15 protein-coding genes are annotated in these 13375 nt (G+C 59.2%); 8 read left to right on the top strand and 7 right to left on the bottom strand.

Going from position 1 to position 13375, the window contains the following annotated elements; genetic code table 11:
• Positions 1 to 69 precede the first annotated feature (69 nt).
• Positions 70 to 1269, top strand: coding sequence for an MFS transporter (locus KW837_RS00480; protein ID WP_218394159.1), 1200 nt, complete (start codon positions 70 to 72; stop codon positions 1267 to 1269).
• Here the strand turns inward: KW837_RS00480 and arfB are convergent.
• Together arfB and KW837_RS00470 are read right to left on the bottom strand one after the other, a co-directional pair.
• Positions 1266 to 1679 carry an alternative ribosome rescue aminoacyl-tRNA hydrolase ArfB gene (gene arfB, locus KW837_RS00475; RefSeq protein ID WP_008074893.1) on the bottom strand — a complete coding sequence of 138 codons (414 nt, stop codon included), beginning with the start codon at positions 1677 to 1679 and terminating at the stop codon, positions 1266 to 1268. The two genes, KW837_RS00480 and arfB, sit on opposite strands and share 4 nt — an antisense overlap.
• A gap of 206 nt (positions 1680 to 1885) precedes the next feature.
• On the bottom strand, positions 1886 to 3307 hold the full coding sequence (locus tag KW837_RS00470; RefSeq protein WP_218394158.1) for an amino acid permease: 1422 nt from the start codon (positions 3305 to 3307) through the stop codon (positions 1886 to 1888).
• Positions 3308 to 4238: 931 nt separating this feature from the next.
• On the opposite strand from KW837_RS00470, the gene KW837_RS00465 reads away from it, so the two are divergent.
• Positions 4239 to 4376, top strand: coding sequence for a hypothetical protein (locus KW837_RS00465; protein WP_007938535.1), 138 nt, complete (start codon positions 4239 to 4241; stop codon positions 4374 to 4376).
• Positions 4377 to 4443: 67 nt separating this feature from the next.
• A complete protein-coding gene (locus KW837_RS00460) occupies positions 4444 to 5409 on the top strand; it encodes a leucyl aminopeptidase (protein WP_218394157.1) in 966 nt (321 codons plus the stop codon).
• A gap of 183 nt (positions 5410 to 5592) precedes the next feature.
• Here the strand turns inward: KW837_RS00460 and rluB are convergent, their stop codons facing one another.
• From rluB to KW837_RS00435, 5 genes are all read right to left on the bottom strand, one after another.
• Positions 5593 to 6858 carry a 23S rRNA pseudouridine(2605) synthase RluB gene (gene rluB, locus KW837_RS00455; protein ID WP_192345682.1) on the bottom strand — a complete coding sequence of 422 codons (1266 nt, stop codon included), beginning with the start codon at positions 6856 to 6858 and terminating at the stop codon, positions 5593 to 5595.
• Between the two features lie 300 nt (positions 6859 to 7158).
• On the bottom strand, positions 7159 to 8133 hold the full coding sequence (gene scpB, locus KW837_RS00450) for an SMC-Scp complex subunit ScpB (RefSeq protein WP_218394156.1): 975 nt from the start codon (positions 8131 to 8133) through the stop codon (positions 7159 to 7161).
• A gap of 11 nt (positions 8134 to 8144) precedes the next feature.
• Positions 8145 to 8903: a ScpA family protein gene (locus KW837_RS00445; protein WP_177319506.1), complete on the bottom strand. Its 759-nt coding sequence runs from the start codon at positions 8901 to 8903 to the stop codon at positions 8145 to 8147.
• Positions 8904 to 8963: 60 nt separating this feature from the next.
• Positions 8964 to 9593: an L-threonylcarbamoyladenylate synthase gene (locus KW837_RS00440; protein ID WP_032830619.1), complete on the bottom strand. Its 630-nt coding sequence runs from the start codon at positions 9591 to 9593 to the stop codon at positions 8964 to 8966.
• A 13-nt stretch (positions 9594 to 9606) separates the two neighbouring features.
• The gene (locus tag KW837_RS00435) at positions 9607 to 10470 is read right to left on the bottom strand and encodes a PHP domain-containing protein (protein WP_218394155.1); all 864 of its coding nucleotides are present in this window, start codon (positions 10468 to 10470) and stop codon (positions 9607 to 9609) included.
• A gap of 87 nt (positions 10471 to 10557) precedes the next feature.
• On the opposite strand from KW837_RS00435, the gene KW837_RS00430 reads away from it, so the two are divergent.
• The 5 genes from KW837_RS00430 to KW837_RS00410 all read left to right on the top strand — a co-directional run bounded on the left by KW837_RS00430 (position 10558) and on the right by KW837_RS00410 (position 13369).
• Positions 10558 to 11154: a septation protein A gene (locus tag KW837_RS00430; RefSeq protein WP_123495966.1), complete on the top strand. Its 597-nt coding sequence runs from the start codon at positions 10558 to 10560 to the stop codon at positions 11152 to 11154.
• Between the two features lies 1 nt (position 11155).
• Positions 11156 to 11455 (top strand): YciI family protein, encoded by a 300-nt coding sequence (locus KW837_RS00425; protein ID WP_008074905.1) that lies wholly within the window; start codon positions 11156 to 11158, stop codon positions 11453 to 11455.
• Between the two features lie 110 nt (positions 11456 to 11565).
• The gene (locus KW837_RS00420) at positions 11566 to 11979 is read left to right on the top strand and encodes a translation initiation factor 2 (RefSeq protein ID WP_218394154.1); all 414 of its coding nucleotides are present in this window, start codon (positions 11566 to 11568) and stop codon (positions 11977 to 11979) included.
• Between the two features lie 7 nt (positions 11980 to 11986).
• Positions 11987 to 12664 carry a response regulator transcription factor gene (locus KW837_RS00415; protein WP_008010984.1) on the top strand — a complete coding sequence of 226 codons (678 nt, stop codon included), beginning with the start codon at positions 11987 to 11989 and terminating at the stop codon, positions 12662 to 12664.
• A gap of 255 nt (positions 12665 to 12919) precedes the next feature.
• Positions 12920 to 13369, top strand: coding sequence for a Spy/CpxP family protein refolding chaperone (locus KW837_RS00410; RefSeq protein ID WP_008010983.1), 450 nt, complete (start codon positions 12920 to 12922; stop codon positions 13367 to 13369).
• Positions 13370 to 13375: the final 6 nt, after the last annotated feature.

The raw sequence follows: 13375 nt of genomic DNA, 5'->3' as shown, positions 1-13375 counted from the left end.
CGCCCCGCGACCGTCCACGCCGCTATCATAAGCAGCCTATCTATCCTGCTGCCCCGTGGACCTTTACCCATGTCAGAAACCCAGCGCCCCATGGCGGTCACGCTGCAAGTCGTTTCCATCGTCCTGTTCACGTTCATCGGTTACCTGAATATCGGCATTCCTCTGGCCGTATTGCCGGGCTACGTCCACAGCGACCTCGGTTTTGGCGCCGTGATCGCCGGGCTGGTGATCAGCGTGCAATACCTGGCCACCCTGCTCAGCCGCCCTTACGCCGGACGCATCATCGATAACAAGGGCAGCAAACTGGCGGTGATGTACGGCCTCGCTGGCTGTGGTTTGAGCGGTGTGTTCATGTTGATTTCGGCCTGGACGCAAAGCCTGCCGACGTTAAGCCTGATCTGCCTGTTGATCGGCCGACTGGTGCTCGGCAGCGCAGAAAGCCTGGTGGGTTCCGGGTCGATCGGCTGGGGCATCGGCCGGGTCGGCGCAGCGAACACCGCCAAGGTCATCTCCTGGAACGGCATCGCCAGTTACGGCGCGCTGGCGGTCGGCGCGCCGCTGGGGGTGCTGCTGGTGAGTCAGTTGGGTTTGTGGAGCATGGGCGTGAGCATCGTGCTGTTGGCCGTTCTGGGTCTGGCGCTGGCCTGGCCAAAAACCGCTGCACCAATCGTTGTCGGCGAACGCCTGCCATTCATGCACGTGCTGGGGCGGGTGTTTCCTCACGGTTGCGGTCTGGCCTTGGGTTCCATCGGCTTTGGCACCATCGCTACATTCATCACCCTGTATTACGCCACTCAGCACTGGTCCAACGCGGTGCTGTGCCTGAGCCTGTTCGGCGCCAGTTTTATCGGTGCGCGATTGTTGTTCGGTAATCTGATCAACCGCCTCGGCGGCTTTCGCGTGGCGATTGCCTGCTTGTCGGTGGAAACCCTCGGACTGTTGCTGCTGTGGCTGGCACCCGATGCCCATTGGGCACTGGCCGGGGCGGCGCTGAGTGGTTTCGGTTTTTCACTGGTGTTCCCGGCCTTGGGCGTGGAAGCGGTCAACCTGGTGCCCGCCTCCAGCCGTGGCGCGGCAGTCGGGGCGTATTCGTTGTTCATCGATTTGTCGCTGGGGATCACCGGACCGCTGGCGGGTGCGATTGCGGCTGGATTCGGGTTCGCCTCAATCTTCCTGTTTGCCGCGTTGGCCGCTTTGAGCGGATTGATACTAAGCGTTTACTTGTACCGGCAGGCGCCAAAGTATCGTGAAGAAAGAGAAGCGCGTTAAAAGTCGACCTTTCCGCGCCCAGCCTTGATGCTGCCGCGCTTGGTCTTGGATTCGAGCCGACGCTTTTTCGAACCGAGGGTCGGTTTGGTCGGACGGCGCTTCTTCTCGACCTTGGTGGCACTGAGGATCAACTCGGTCAGGCGCTCCAGCGCATCAGCGCGGTTCTGTTCCTGCGTGCGGTATTGCTGGGCCTTGATGATCAACACGCCGTCGCTGGTGATGCGACTGTCGCGCAGCGCCAGCAGCCGCTCCTTGTAGAACTCGGGCAAGGACGAGGCCGGAATGTCGAAGCGCAGGTGCACGGCGCTCGAGACCTTGTTGACGTTCTGCCCACCGGCGCCTTGCGCACGAATGGCCGTCAATTCGATCTCGGCATCCGGCAGATGCACATTGTTGGAAATCACCAGCATGGAAAAAGGTCCGGTATCAGGACCGCTAGAATACCTTGTAGGAGCGAGGCTTGCCCGCGAAGAACGATAACGCGGTTTGCCTGATGAACTGCGGCGTCTTCTTCGCGGGCAAGTCTCGCTCCTACAGGTTGGATGCGAACCCAGATTTTTCATCGTCCACAAAAAACCCGGCACATGGCCGGGTTTGTTGTTTCTGCGCTTTGCACTTACTTGGCAGCGGAACCTGCGGCCTGCAACGCCTGCTGGGCGCTGCGCTTGTTCTTGATGCCGTAGCAGATCCACATGAACGCGACCCACACTGGAATCGCATACACCGAGATCTGGATGCCCGGGATCAACAGCATCACGCCAAGGATGAACACCACGAACGCCAGGCAAACATAGTTGCCGTACGGGTACCACAGGGCCTTGAACAACGGCGTCTGTTTGGTCTTGTCCATGTGCTGACGGAACTTGAAGTGCGAGAAGCTGATCATCGCCCAGTTGATCACCAGGGTGGCCACCACCAACGACATCAACAGTTCCAGCGCATGTTGCGGAACCAGGTAGTTCAGCAGCACCGCGACCAGGGTCACGGCAGCCGACGCCAGAATCGAACGCACCGGCACGCCACGCTTATCGATCTTCGACAAGGCCTTCGGCGCATCGCCCTGCTCGGCCATGCCCAGCAGCATACGGCTGTTGCAGTAGGTGCCGCTGTTGTACACCGACAGCGCCGCGGTCAGGACCACGAAGTTGAGGATGTGCGCGGCGGTGTTGCTGCCGAGCATCGAGAACACTTGCACGAACGGGCTACCGCTGTAGGCATCGCCGGACGCGTTCAGCGTCGTCAGCAGGCTGTCCCAAGGCGTCAGCGACAGCAGGACCACCAGCGCACCGATGTAGAAAATCAAAATCCGGTAGATCACCTGGTTGATCGCTTTCGGGATCACGGTTTTCGGTTTGTCAGCTTCAGCTGCGGTGAAACCGAGCATTTCCAGGCCGCCGAAGGAGAACATGATGATCGCCATGGCCATCACCAGACCGCTAACGCCGTTCGGGAAGAATCCGCCGTGTTCCCACAGGTTGGTTACGGAGGCTTGTGGGCCGCCGTCGCCGCTGACCAGCAGGTAACTGCCGAGCGCAATCATGCCGACGATGGCCACGACCTTGATGATCGCAAACCAGAACTCGGCCTCACCAAAGACTTTGACGTTCGCCAGGTTGATCAGGTTGATCAACACGAAGAAACCGGCTGCCGAGACCCAGGTCGGGATATCCGGCGCCCAGTAGTGGATGTATTTGCCGACCGCGGTCAGCTCGGACATACCCACCAGAATGTACAGAATCCAGCAGTTCCAGCCCGACAGGAAGCCGGCAAAACCGCCCCAGTATTTGTGGGCGAAGTGGCTGAAGGAACCGGCGACTGGCTCTTCGACGATCATTTCGCCGAGTTGGCGCATGATCATGAAAGCGATGAAGCCGCAGATGGCGTAGCCGAGAATCATCGACGGGCCAGCGGATTTGAGCACGCCGGCCGAGCCAAGGAACAACCCGGTACCGATCGCGCCACCGAGGGCGATCAGTTGAATATGGCGATTTTTCAGGCCGCGTTTCAGCTCGCCTGAATGCGAGTTTTGTCCACTCATGAAAAGGGTCTCACGCAAGGTTTGATGATGTTCAGTAGACGTTGCTGCTCGGTTGCGATTTCAAGCAGCGCCGATCAAACCCCAGCGCAGGCACCAGGAGTTCAGCGTTTTTACGACAGTCATGCGTCACCTGTTTGTTTTTATCTGTGACGAAATCGAACCCGACACGCTCGTGACGCGGCGGAGTGAACAAGGCGGATAGCCTTGAGGTTTGCGCTGTTGCGCAGAGGGTCACAGTTAAAACGCGGCGCATTGTACACCTGTAACCCCCTGCTGCCAGACACCGCTGGATCAGCGCGTCGGTTGCCGGGATTGCCTGTGTCCGCCTCGAGGGTCTCGGGCGACTGCAAAAATTGAGTCAGACCTTTGCAGGTCATCGATAAGGGCAGCGGAAAAATCGCCCTTGGGGGAGAGATGGAGATGAGTCACGGCGTACATTGCGCCTCCTTCTTGTTATGCACCTGCACGACAGGCATAGGGCGCATCTCACCCTTCATACGCTGCCGAAACAAGCGTGCCAGAGCCCTTGAAGGCTACAAACTCGCCGGCTGACGGCAGGTTTTCCTTACAGACCTTTCCCTCGCGGCATTCCACGGGGTTTGAGAGCGCTTTTCGTAAGGTTTTATTGACAAGGCGTAACGTAAATTTTCCAAATCAGATCCATAAGCCCATTGACTGTAAATTGACGATAGGAAGCTTCCTAAGTAAATACTCGACTTAGTTTTCTGTTTTTTATTAAGAAAATTGGCTTTCGAAAAACGGAATAAATAGTTCAAATGAAAATTGTTTAATTATTTTTTTGCATTCCAAAACCCTGTGAACTAGGTTTTCAGCGACTTGCCGAACTGCATCGTCCGGCACGTTGACGCGCTCTTCAACGAGTGAAAAGCACGCCGCTGTTCTTACCTAAAAGTCATCTAGGAGATTCACCATGCAAGCACTGGACAAAGACTTGGACACTGAACTGCAACTGGACGATTGGTTTGAAGCACCGACCCACGAAGCTGCCGTCGAAATGATGCAAGCCGACGCGGTTGTTCCGTTCGGCACGGCGATGTGGCCTCTGTAAGACATCCCGGCAGGCACGATCCGGCCGGTCGTGCCTGCCACTTTCTCGGTTTGTCAGGGAGGACTACATGGATAAGCAACGCGCCATCTCGCATTTCCTTTACTACCTCGAACATCACCCTGCTGTTGCCGGTATCAACCCGGCGAAGGTCTTGCTCGGCCATACCGCTGATTACCAGGCGCACACCTGCGCCATCGCCGAACAGGCCGGTAACAGCCCACGGTTCAGCTTCAGCACGATGCGTCTGGACCTCGAACCCACCGAATTGCTGACCCAGGCGATTACCGACAGCGATCTGTACATTTTCTTCTACGACTCTTCCACCCTGCCCAACCCGCGTCCCGACGGCCCGGAATTTGTCCGTGCGCTGCAGGGCGTGATAGCGCAGAACTGGAAGAAGTCATTGCTGTTCAAGGATTACGGCGATTACTTCTACGACACCTTCAGTGTCACCCCGCAGCGAATTGCCGGGTTGAATAGCCACTTGATCCAGCGCATGTCCCACGCCACCACCCTGAGCTTCAAAGATGATCACGGGTCGTGGTTCGAAACACCCTTGAGCAGTATCAAGAAGTGGACCGACATCAACGGTATCGGCAACTTCGACCTGGCGCCCGGCGAGATCGCTACTCATAGCGAGGCCATTAATGGGCGGGTGAAGTTTATGGGGACTTTCCTCAGTACGATTCCGTTTGCCCGCAAGTACGGCGTATTGGCGTCACCGCTGGAGTTGTGGATCGAGAACTCTACTATCAGCAAAATCGCCACCGATGTGCCGGGGCTGGAACATGACTTCAACAAGTACCTGGACGCCAATCCGTCCAATCGGCGAATCGAGGAACTGGGGATCGGCACCAACGAAGGCGTGAAAGATTTGTATGCGCGCAATGCCGGGTTCGAGGAGCGCCATTGCGGTTTGCACCTGGGTCTGGGTGGAGGTGCCAAGGGTAGCCATCATTTGGATCTGATCTTCTCCAGTGGCGTGTTGGCCCTGGATGATGACCCACTGTTTGATCGGCGGTTTGTGTTTTAAGCGAGATTAAGGGTGTTCGGACCGACGCCTTCGCGGGCAAGCCTCGCTCCTACAGGTACAGCAGTGTCCTTGTAGGAGCGAGGCTTGCCCGCGAAGAGGCCCTCACAAACACCACAAAACTAAAGACAGCCCCAAAAAAAACGCCATCCCGAGGGATGGCGTTTTTCATGCAGCGCTCACCGATTACTCAGGCTTGCGACGACCGAAGCCCGGGCGCTGGCCGGAACCGGCTGGTGCACCGCGGCGTTTGCCCGATGGCGCGTCACGGTCGACCAGGACGATGCCTGGGCGTTTCTTCGGCGCCGGCTTGGCCGGGCGCTTGGTGTCGGCCGGGCGGTCTGCCACGGGCGTACCACGACCGGCAGGCGCACCGCGATCGCTGCGACCACCGGACGGCGCGCCACGGCCTTCGCCACGCTCAGTGCGACCGTTGGCCGGACGTGGCGTGCGTGGACTGCGCTCGCCGTCCTGACGTGGTGCTGGCTTGCGGGCCGGGCGTTCGCCTTCGATCTGTGGCTCGCGGGATTCGCGCGGGCTGGCGGCGGTCGAACCCGCAGCTGGACGCAGGGTACGCACGCGTTCGGTCTTGCCCACCGGACGGGACGATTTGCGCTGCATACGCTCAAGCTTGTCTTTGCTCTTGGCGTTCATTTGCGGCATCGCCACCGGGGTCAGGCCGACTTCAGCACTGAGAATGTCGACTTCGTACTGGCTCATTTCGCGCCAGCGGCCCATCGGCAGGTCGGAGTTGAGGAACACCGGACCGAAACGCACGCGCTTCAGGCGGCTGACCACCAGGCCCTGGGATTCCCACAGACGACGGACTTCGCGGTTACGACCTTCCATCACCACGCAGTGGTACCAGTGGTTGAAACCTTCGCCACCCGGAGCCTGTTTGATGTCGGTGAACTTGGCCGGGCCGTCTTCGAGCACCACGCCTGCCTTCAGGCGTTCAATCATCTCGTCGTCGACTTCGCCACGTACACGTACCGCGTATTCACGGTCCATTTCGTAGGAGGGGTGCATCAGGCGGTTGGCCAATTCCCCGTCGGTGGTGAACATCAGCAAACCGGTGGTGTTGATGTCCAGACGACCGATGTTGATCCAGCGACCTTCTTTCGGGCGCGGCATCTTGTCGAACACGGTCGGACGACCTTCAGGGTCGTTACGGGTGCAGATTTCGCCGTCGGGTTTGTTGTACATGATCACGCGACGTACCGACTCGGCGGCTTCTTCGCGCTTGATCACCCGGCCATCGATGGTGATGGCGTCATGCAGGTCGACGCGCTGGCCGAGGGTGGCGTCTTTGCCATTGACCTTGATGCGGCCGTGGCTGATCCAGGCTTCTACGTCACGGCGCGAGCCGACGCCGATACGGGCGAGGACTTTCTGCAGCTTTTCGCCTGCTGGGCCGATTTCCTGGTCGTCTTTCTGGTCGTTGATACTCATCTGGGCACCTCCCGGTGTGGACTGTTCAGGCTTGTGCCTGAAGATGTGAAAGCTGGTCGTTTGACGAAGAGATCGCCAAAGGGTCGCGAATCATACGCTCATGGAGACGTTCGCGCATCAGAGACTAGCTGATGAATGAAGAGTTACCCGGATTTCCGCCGACTGGTGGCCGCCGAGTTTGAATTCGATACAGATCCAATGTGGGAGCGGGCTTGCTCGCGAAGGCGTTGTGTCAGGCAGCATCGATATTGAATGTGCCGCCCCCTTCGCGAGCAAGCCCGCTCCCACATTGGGTTCGTGTCAGTCTTCGAGTAGGCGGCGTTCGTTTTCGATCGCTTCGGCGAGGGCCTTGGCTTCGGCTTCTTCGTCGGTCAATTCGGGCTCGGGTTTCGGCTGTTCGAGCGCGGCGACGGCGGCCAGGAGCTTTTCGCGAGCTTCGGCGACACCAAGAATGTCGTCTTCCTGCTCTGGTTCGACTTCGGCGTCAGCCTCGACCTGAGGTTCAACTTCGGTTACAGGCTCGGGTTGAACCGACTCCCCTTCCGTCTCGGTCATCGCCCCATCGCGCAACAAATCGTCGAAGTCGGTCTTGAGCCCCTCTTCCATGGTGTCCAGTTCCAGCAACAGGGTGTGGAAACTGGTTTCTTCCTTGGGTTCTTCCGGCTCGGCGCTGGCATCAGCCAATTCCTGCAGGCTGGCAGGCACGGGCGCGTCGTCAAAATCGAGCACAGGATCGGGTTCAAGTTCGCGCAGTTCGGCGAGTGGCGGCAGGTCGTCGAGATTCTTCAGGTTGAAGTGATCGAGAAACGCCTTGGTGGTGGCGAACATCGCCGGTTTGCCGGGTACGTCGCGGTAACCGACGATGCGGATCCACTCACGCTCCAGCAGGGTTTTCACGATATGGCTGTTGACGGCCACGCCGCGCACGTCTTCGATCTCGCCCCGGGTGATCGGCTGGCGATAGGCGATCAGGGCCATGGTTTCGAGCATGGCACGGGAATAGCGTTGCGGCCGCTCTTCCCACAAACGTCCGACCCACGGCGCGAACTTTTCGCGGATCTGCAGGCGATACCCGGAGGCGACTTCCTTCAACTCGAAAGCACGGCCATCGCAGGATTTGGCCAGAATCGTCAGCGCTTTCTTGAACACAGGGGGCTCGGGCCGCTCGCCTTCTTCGAAGAGTTCGAACAGGCGTTCAAGCGATTGCGGTTTTCCCGAGGCCAACAGAAAGGCTTCAAGCAGTGGCGCCAGCTCGCGGGGTTCAGTCAGGTTCATGATTCAACTCGTTATTCGGCTCGGGCCCGGACATGGATCGCCGCGAACGGCTCATTCTGCACCAGCTCGACCAAGGATTCCTTGACCAGTTCGAGAATCGCCATAAAGGTCACCACCACCCCCAGGCGCCCTTCTTCAGCGGTGAACAGCTCGACAAAAGGCACAAAACCGCCGCCCTTGAGCCGTTCCAGTACATCGCTCATGCGCTCGCGGGTGGACAGCGCTTCACGGCTGACCTGGTGGCTTTCGAACATGTCGCCACGGCGCAAGACCTCGGCCATGGACATCAGCAACTCTCCCAGACTCACATCCGGCAACAGCTTGCGCGCCCGGGCTTCAGGGGCGTCGAGCTTGGGCACCACCACGTCGCGGCCGACGCGGCTCAGGCCATCAATACCTTCGGCTGCAGCCTTGAAGCGCTCGTATTCCTGCAAGCGGCGAATCAGCTCGGCGCGAGGATCGTCCTCTTCGTCTTCGATCGTCTCGGCACGGGGTAACAGCATCCGCGACTTGATCTCGGCGAGCATCGCGGCCATCACCAGGTACTCGGCGGCCAGCTCCAGGCGCACCGACTGCATCAACTCGACATAGCCCATGTACTGCCGGGTGATTTCCGCCACCGGGATGTCGAGGATGTTGATGTTCTGTTTGCGGATCAGGTACAGCAGCAAGTCGAGCGGGCCTTCGAAGGCCTCAAGAAAGACTTCGAGCGCATCCGGCGGGATGTACAGGTCCAGTGGCATTTCCATGACCGCCTGGCCATAGACCATGGCGAAAGGCAGTTCTTGCTGGGCGCCGGCCTGGCTGTCGACGGGTTCTACTGCAGACATCTAGGCCTCGGCCATGAAAGGCGCAGGGTCGCCGCAACCGACACGGATGATTTCCGGTTCGCCGTCGGCGAGGCTGATCACGGTGGACGCCTTGATCCCGCCAAAACCGCCGTCGATGATCAGGTCGACCTGATGCTCAAGCAACTGGCGCATTTCGTAAGGATCGCTCAACGGGTCGGTGTCGCCTGGCATGATCAGGGTCACGCTCATCAGCGGCTCGCCGAGTTCTTCCAGCAATGCCAGGGCAATCGGATGGCTTGGCACACGCAGGCCGATGGTGCGTTTTTTCGGGTGCAACAACAGCCGCGGGACTTCGCGGGTGGCGTTGAGAATGAAGGTGTAAGGGCCAGGCAAGTGAGCCTTGAGCACACGGAAGGTGCCGGTGTCGATCTTGGCAAACAGCCCCAACTGCGACAGGTCGCTGCAAATCAGCGCGAAGTTGTGCTTCTCATCCAACTGACGCAGCCGACGCACACGCTCCACGGCGTTTTTGTCGCCGATCTGGCAACCAATGGCGTAGGAAGAGTCTGTGGGATAAATCACCACCCCGCCGTTGCGGATGATCTCGACAGCCTGTTTGATCAGGCGCGGTTGCGGGTTTTCCGGATGAATCTGGAAAAATTGACTCACATTCTCTACCTGTTCAGACGACGGCAATAATTGGGTCATGTTTGAATCGACACCACAGTGGTGGCAGATCCTCCGGAACCGGGCGATATTCACCGATCTCGGACCAGCCTCCAGGGCCATGAAAATCACTGCCGGCGCTGACCAGCAGACCAAACTCGCGGGCTAGAATCGCCAAACTGCCCACCTGCTCGGCGGGTTGATGGCCATTGACCACTTCTATCGCGTGGCCCCCTGCTTGAATATAGTCGGCAATCAGGCGACGACGCTTGCTGCGAGTGAAATCGTAGTGCCAGGGATGCGCCAGGCTGACCCAGGCACCCGCGGCGCGCAGGGTTGCGACGGTGTCTTCCAGGGTCGGCCAGTGTTGTTTGACGTCCCCCAGTTTGCCGGCGCCCAGCCATTTGCGGAACGCTTCGGCGCGATCCTTGACGAAACCTTCACGCACCATCCAGTCGGCGAAGTGCGGACGGGCCGGCGCGTTGCCGCTGTCGCCCAGTTCCTGTTGAATGGCCCGAGCGCCGTCGAGCGCCCCCGGCATGCCTTTCAACGCCAACTTGCGGCTTATTTCTTCGGACCGTAGCCAGCGGCCATCGTGCAATGTTGCGATGGCCTCGAGCAACGGCGGCGCATTGACGTCGAAACCGTAGCCCAAAACATGAATGGTCGCCCCGCCCCAGGTGCAGGACAATTCGACGCCATTGACCAGTTGCATCCCCAGCGCCGTTGCGGCGCTACGGGCCTCATCGAGGCCCTCAAGGGTGTCGTGATCGGTCAAGGCCAGGACTCGCACGCCTTTCTCGAACGCACGCGCAACCAGTACCGCAGGCGCGAGGGCGCCGTCGGAAGCCGTGCTATGGCAGTGCAAATCAACATTCACAGGACTGTGTAACCTCAAATCAGCTGACGCTATCGCGCGTCAATATGTTTGTTATTATGCCGCCACATCCTGCTTCTGGCTGCCACTGTGAAACAATTCATCGACTTCATCCCGCTTCTGCTGTTTTTCATCGTCTTCAAAATCGATCCACGGGTCGTCGATATCGGCGGTTATCAACTGTCTGTCGGTGGTATTTACAGCGCCACCGCCGTGCTGATCATCAGCTCCCTGGTGGTCTACGGCACGCTGTTCATCAAGCAGCGCAAGCTGGAGAAGAGCCAGTGGCTGACCCTCATCGCCTGCCTGGTCTTCGGTAGCCTGACCCTGGCGTTCCACAGCGAGACCTTCCTGAAATGGAAAGCCCCGGTGGTCAACTGGCTGTTCGCCCTCGGGTTCATCGGCAGCCACTTCATCGGTGACCAACTGCTGATCAAACGCATCATGGGCCACGCACTGACCCTGCCGGAGCCGGTCTGGACCCGTCTGAACATCGCCTGGATCGGTTTTTTCCTGTTTTGCGGCGCCGCCAACCTGTTTGTTGCGTTCACCTTCCAGAGCTACTGGGTCGACTTCAAAGTCTTCGGCAGCCTGGGCATGACGTTGCTGTTCCTGGTCGCCCAGGGCATTTACCTGTCCCGCCACCTGCACGACGCTGATACCACCACGCCAAAAACCGAGGACTGACATGCTTTACGCAATCATTGCCACAGACGTCGCCAACTCCCTGCAAGCCCGCCTGGCCGCACGGCCTGCGCACCTTGAGCGCCTGCAAGTGCTTAAAGGCGAAGGTCGCATCGTACTGGCCGGCCCGCACCCGGCCGTCGACAGCAATGATCCGGGCGCGGCGGGTTTCACCGGCAGCCTGATCGTCGCTGAATTCGATTCGCTGAGCGCCGCACAGGCCTGGGCCGATGCCGACCCGTACATTGCCGCAGGCGTCTACGCCAACGTTTTGGTCAAGCCGTTCAAGCAAGTCCTGCCGTAAAGTCCTTCAGCGCGATGAACCTTGTCGGTTCATCGCGCGTTCAATCGCTCATTATTCTCGTTTACCGGCCGACAACCTGCCCAATACTCGTATTGGAATCAGGAGTTGCGATGCGCAAAGGTCCGTTGTGTCTGATGTTGGTGACGTTGTCGATCATGGCGCCCGCCCATGGTGAAGAAAGCGCCAATGGCGGTAGTTCGACGCCGCTGTCCTTGAGCGCCGGCAGCCAGATCACCGAGTTGCAGCAGCGCTTGAAGGCAAGCGAACAGCAACGAGAAGAACTGAACAAACAACTGCAAAATACCGATAGCGAACGCGAAAGCGCTCAGTTGAGCCGGTTGCGCCAGGAGAATCAGCGCCTCAAGCTGCAACTCAAGGAGGCTCAGGCCAGCAGCCCGCTGCCACGCCTGCTGACAGATCAGCAGCAATGGTTCGTGATTGGGGGCGCAGTAGCGCTATTGGCCCTTCTCTGCGGTATCTTCGCCAGTGGTGCAACCAGAAAACGTCGGCAATGGCTAAATTGAGTGAGTGATGAGCGAGCTGTTACTAATTGATGATGACCAGGAGCTGTGTGAGCTCCTGAGCAGTTGGCTGAGCCAGGAAGGCTTTCAGGTCCGTGCCTGCCACGATGGCCAGAGCGCGCGTCGTGCGTTGGCTGAAACGTCCCCGGCGGCCGTGGTGCTGGACGTGATGCTGCCGGATGGCAGTGGCCTGGAACTGCTCAAGCAACTGCGCAGCGACCATCCGGATTTGCCGGTGCTGATGCTTTCGGCCCGTGGCGAACCGCTGGACCGCATCCTCGGCCTGGAACTCGGTGCCGATGATTACCTGGCCAAACCGTGCGACCCGCGGGAACTGACAGCCCGCCTGCGCGCAGTGTTGCGCCGCAGTCATCCGACGGCAGTTTCCAGCCAGCTCGAATTGGGTGACTTGTGCTTCAGCCCGGTGCGTGGCGTGGTCAGCATCGATGAACAGGAGTTCACCCTCACCGTCTCCGAAAGCCGCCTGCTCGAAGCCCTGCTCAAGCAGCCCGGCGAACCGCTGGATAAACAGGAGCTGGCGCAAATCGCCCTCGGTCGCAAACTGACCCTGTACGACCGCAGCCTGGACATGCACGTGAGCAACCTGCGCAAAAAAATCGGCCCACACCCCGACGGTCGCCCACGCATCGTGGCCCTGCGCAGTCGTGGTTACTACTACAGCCTCTGAATCTGACGCGCCTTTGTAGCAGCTGTCGAGCCCCAGCGAGGCTGCGTTCGGCTCTGTAACGCAGCCTCGCTGGGGCTCGACAGCTGCTACGAACGCCATGTTTCGTCAGAGAGAAATCGGCGAAGTGTTGGAATTGTCAGGAAGGTAGAAAATCGTCTTTACCCAAGCTTTACGCTCCGCTGACCGCCGCTGACCTTGATCTGCGTAATCTGCACACATCCGGAACGTACCGGGAACGAGACAAGGAGATACACCATGCGCAAGACTCTTATCGCTCTGATGTTTGCTGCCGCCCTGCCGACCGTTGCCATGGCCATGCCTGAAGGCGCAGGTCCCATGGGTGACCACATGGACGGCTCACGCCACGGCGGTCAGATGCATGGCATGCACGGTAAAGGCCCTTACAGCCAACTGGACCTGAGCCGCGAACAGCGCGAGCAAATCCGCAAGATCATGGGCGAGCAGATGCATGAGCGTCAGCAACTGGTCGACAAGTACCTGGAAAAACTCTCGCCAGCCGATCAGAAAGCCCTGAAAGACGAGATGGCGGCCAAGCACAAGAAAGCCGAAGCCGACGTTCGCGCACTGCTGAAACCGGATCAACAGAAGCAATTCGACGAGATCCAGAAGAAAAAGGCTGAGCGTCGCGCTGAATGGGCCGAGTTCAAGGCCTGGAAAGCGCAGCAAGCGCAAAAAGCGCAATAATGCGCT

The sequence above is a fragment of the Pseudomonas sp. PDM24 genome, assembly GCF_019218905.1.
Lineage (GTDB): Bacteria > Pseudomonadota > Gammaproteobacteria > Pseudomonadales > Pseudomonadaceae > Aquipseudomonas.
The sequence above is the reverse complement of the archived record's forward strand: the minus strand, read 5'-3'. Positions and strand labels throughout refer to the sequence as shown.

Bases quoted from the DNA above. Each gene is read 5' to 3' on its own strand.
- KW837_RS00480 (WP_218394159.1), top strand. From the start codon at position 70: ATGTCAGAAACCCAGCGCCCCATGGCGGTCACGCTGCAAGTCGTTTCC.
- arfB (WP_008074893.1), bottom strand. From the start codon at position 1,679: ATGCTGGTGATTTCCAACAATGTGCATCTGCCGGATGCCGAGATCGAA.
- KW837_RS00470 (WP_218394158.1), bottom strand. From the start codon at position 3,307: ATGAGTGGACAAAACTCGCATTCAGGCGAGCTGAAACGCGGCCTGAAA.
- KW837_RS00465 (WP_007938535.1), top strand. From the start codon at position 4,239: ATGCAAGCACTGGACAAAGACTTGGACACTGAACTGCAACTGGACGAT.
- KW837_RS00460 (WP_218394157.1), top strand. From the start codon at position 4,444: ATGGATAAGCAACGCGCCATCTCGCATTTCCTTTACTACCTCGAACAT.
- rluB (WP_192345682.1), bottom strand. From the start codon at position 6,858: ATGAGTATCAACGACCAGAAAGACGACCAGGAAATCGGCCCAGCAGGC.
- scpB (WP_218394156.1), bottom strand. From the start codon at position 8,133: ATGAACCTGACTGAACCCCGCGAGCTGGCGCCACTGCTTGAAGCCTTT.
- KW837_RS00445 (WP_177319506.1), bottom strand. From the start codon at position 8,903: ATGGTCTATGGCCAGGCGGTCATGGAAATGCCACTGGACCTGTACATC.
- KW837_RS00425 (WP_008074905.1), top strand. From the start codon at position 11,156: ATGCTTTACGCAATCATTGCCACAGACGTCGCCAACTCCCTGCAAGCC.
- KW837_RS00420 (WP_218394154.1), top strand. From the start codon at position 11,566: ATGCGCAAAGGTCCGTTGTGTCTGATGTTGGTGACGTTGTCGATCATG.
- KW837_RS00415 (WP_008010984.1), top strand. From the start codon at position 11,987: ATGAGCGAGCTGTTACTAATTGATGATGACCAGGAGCTGTGTGAGCTC.
- KW837_RS00410 (WP_008010983.1), top strand. From the start codon at position 12,920: ATGCGCAAGACTCTTATCGCTCTGATGTTTGCTGCCGCCCTGCCGACC.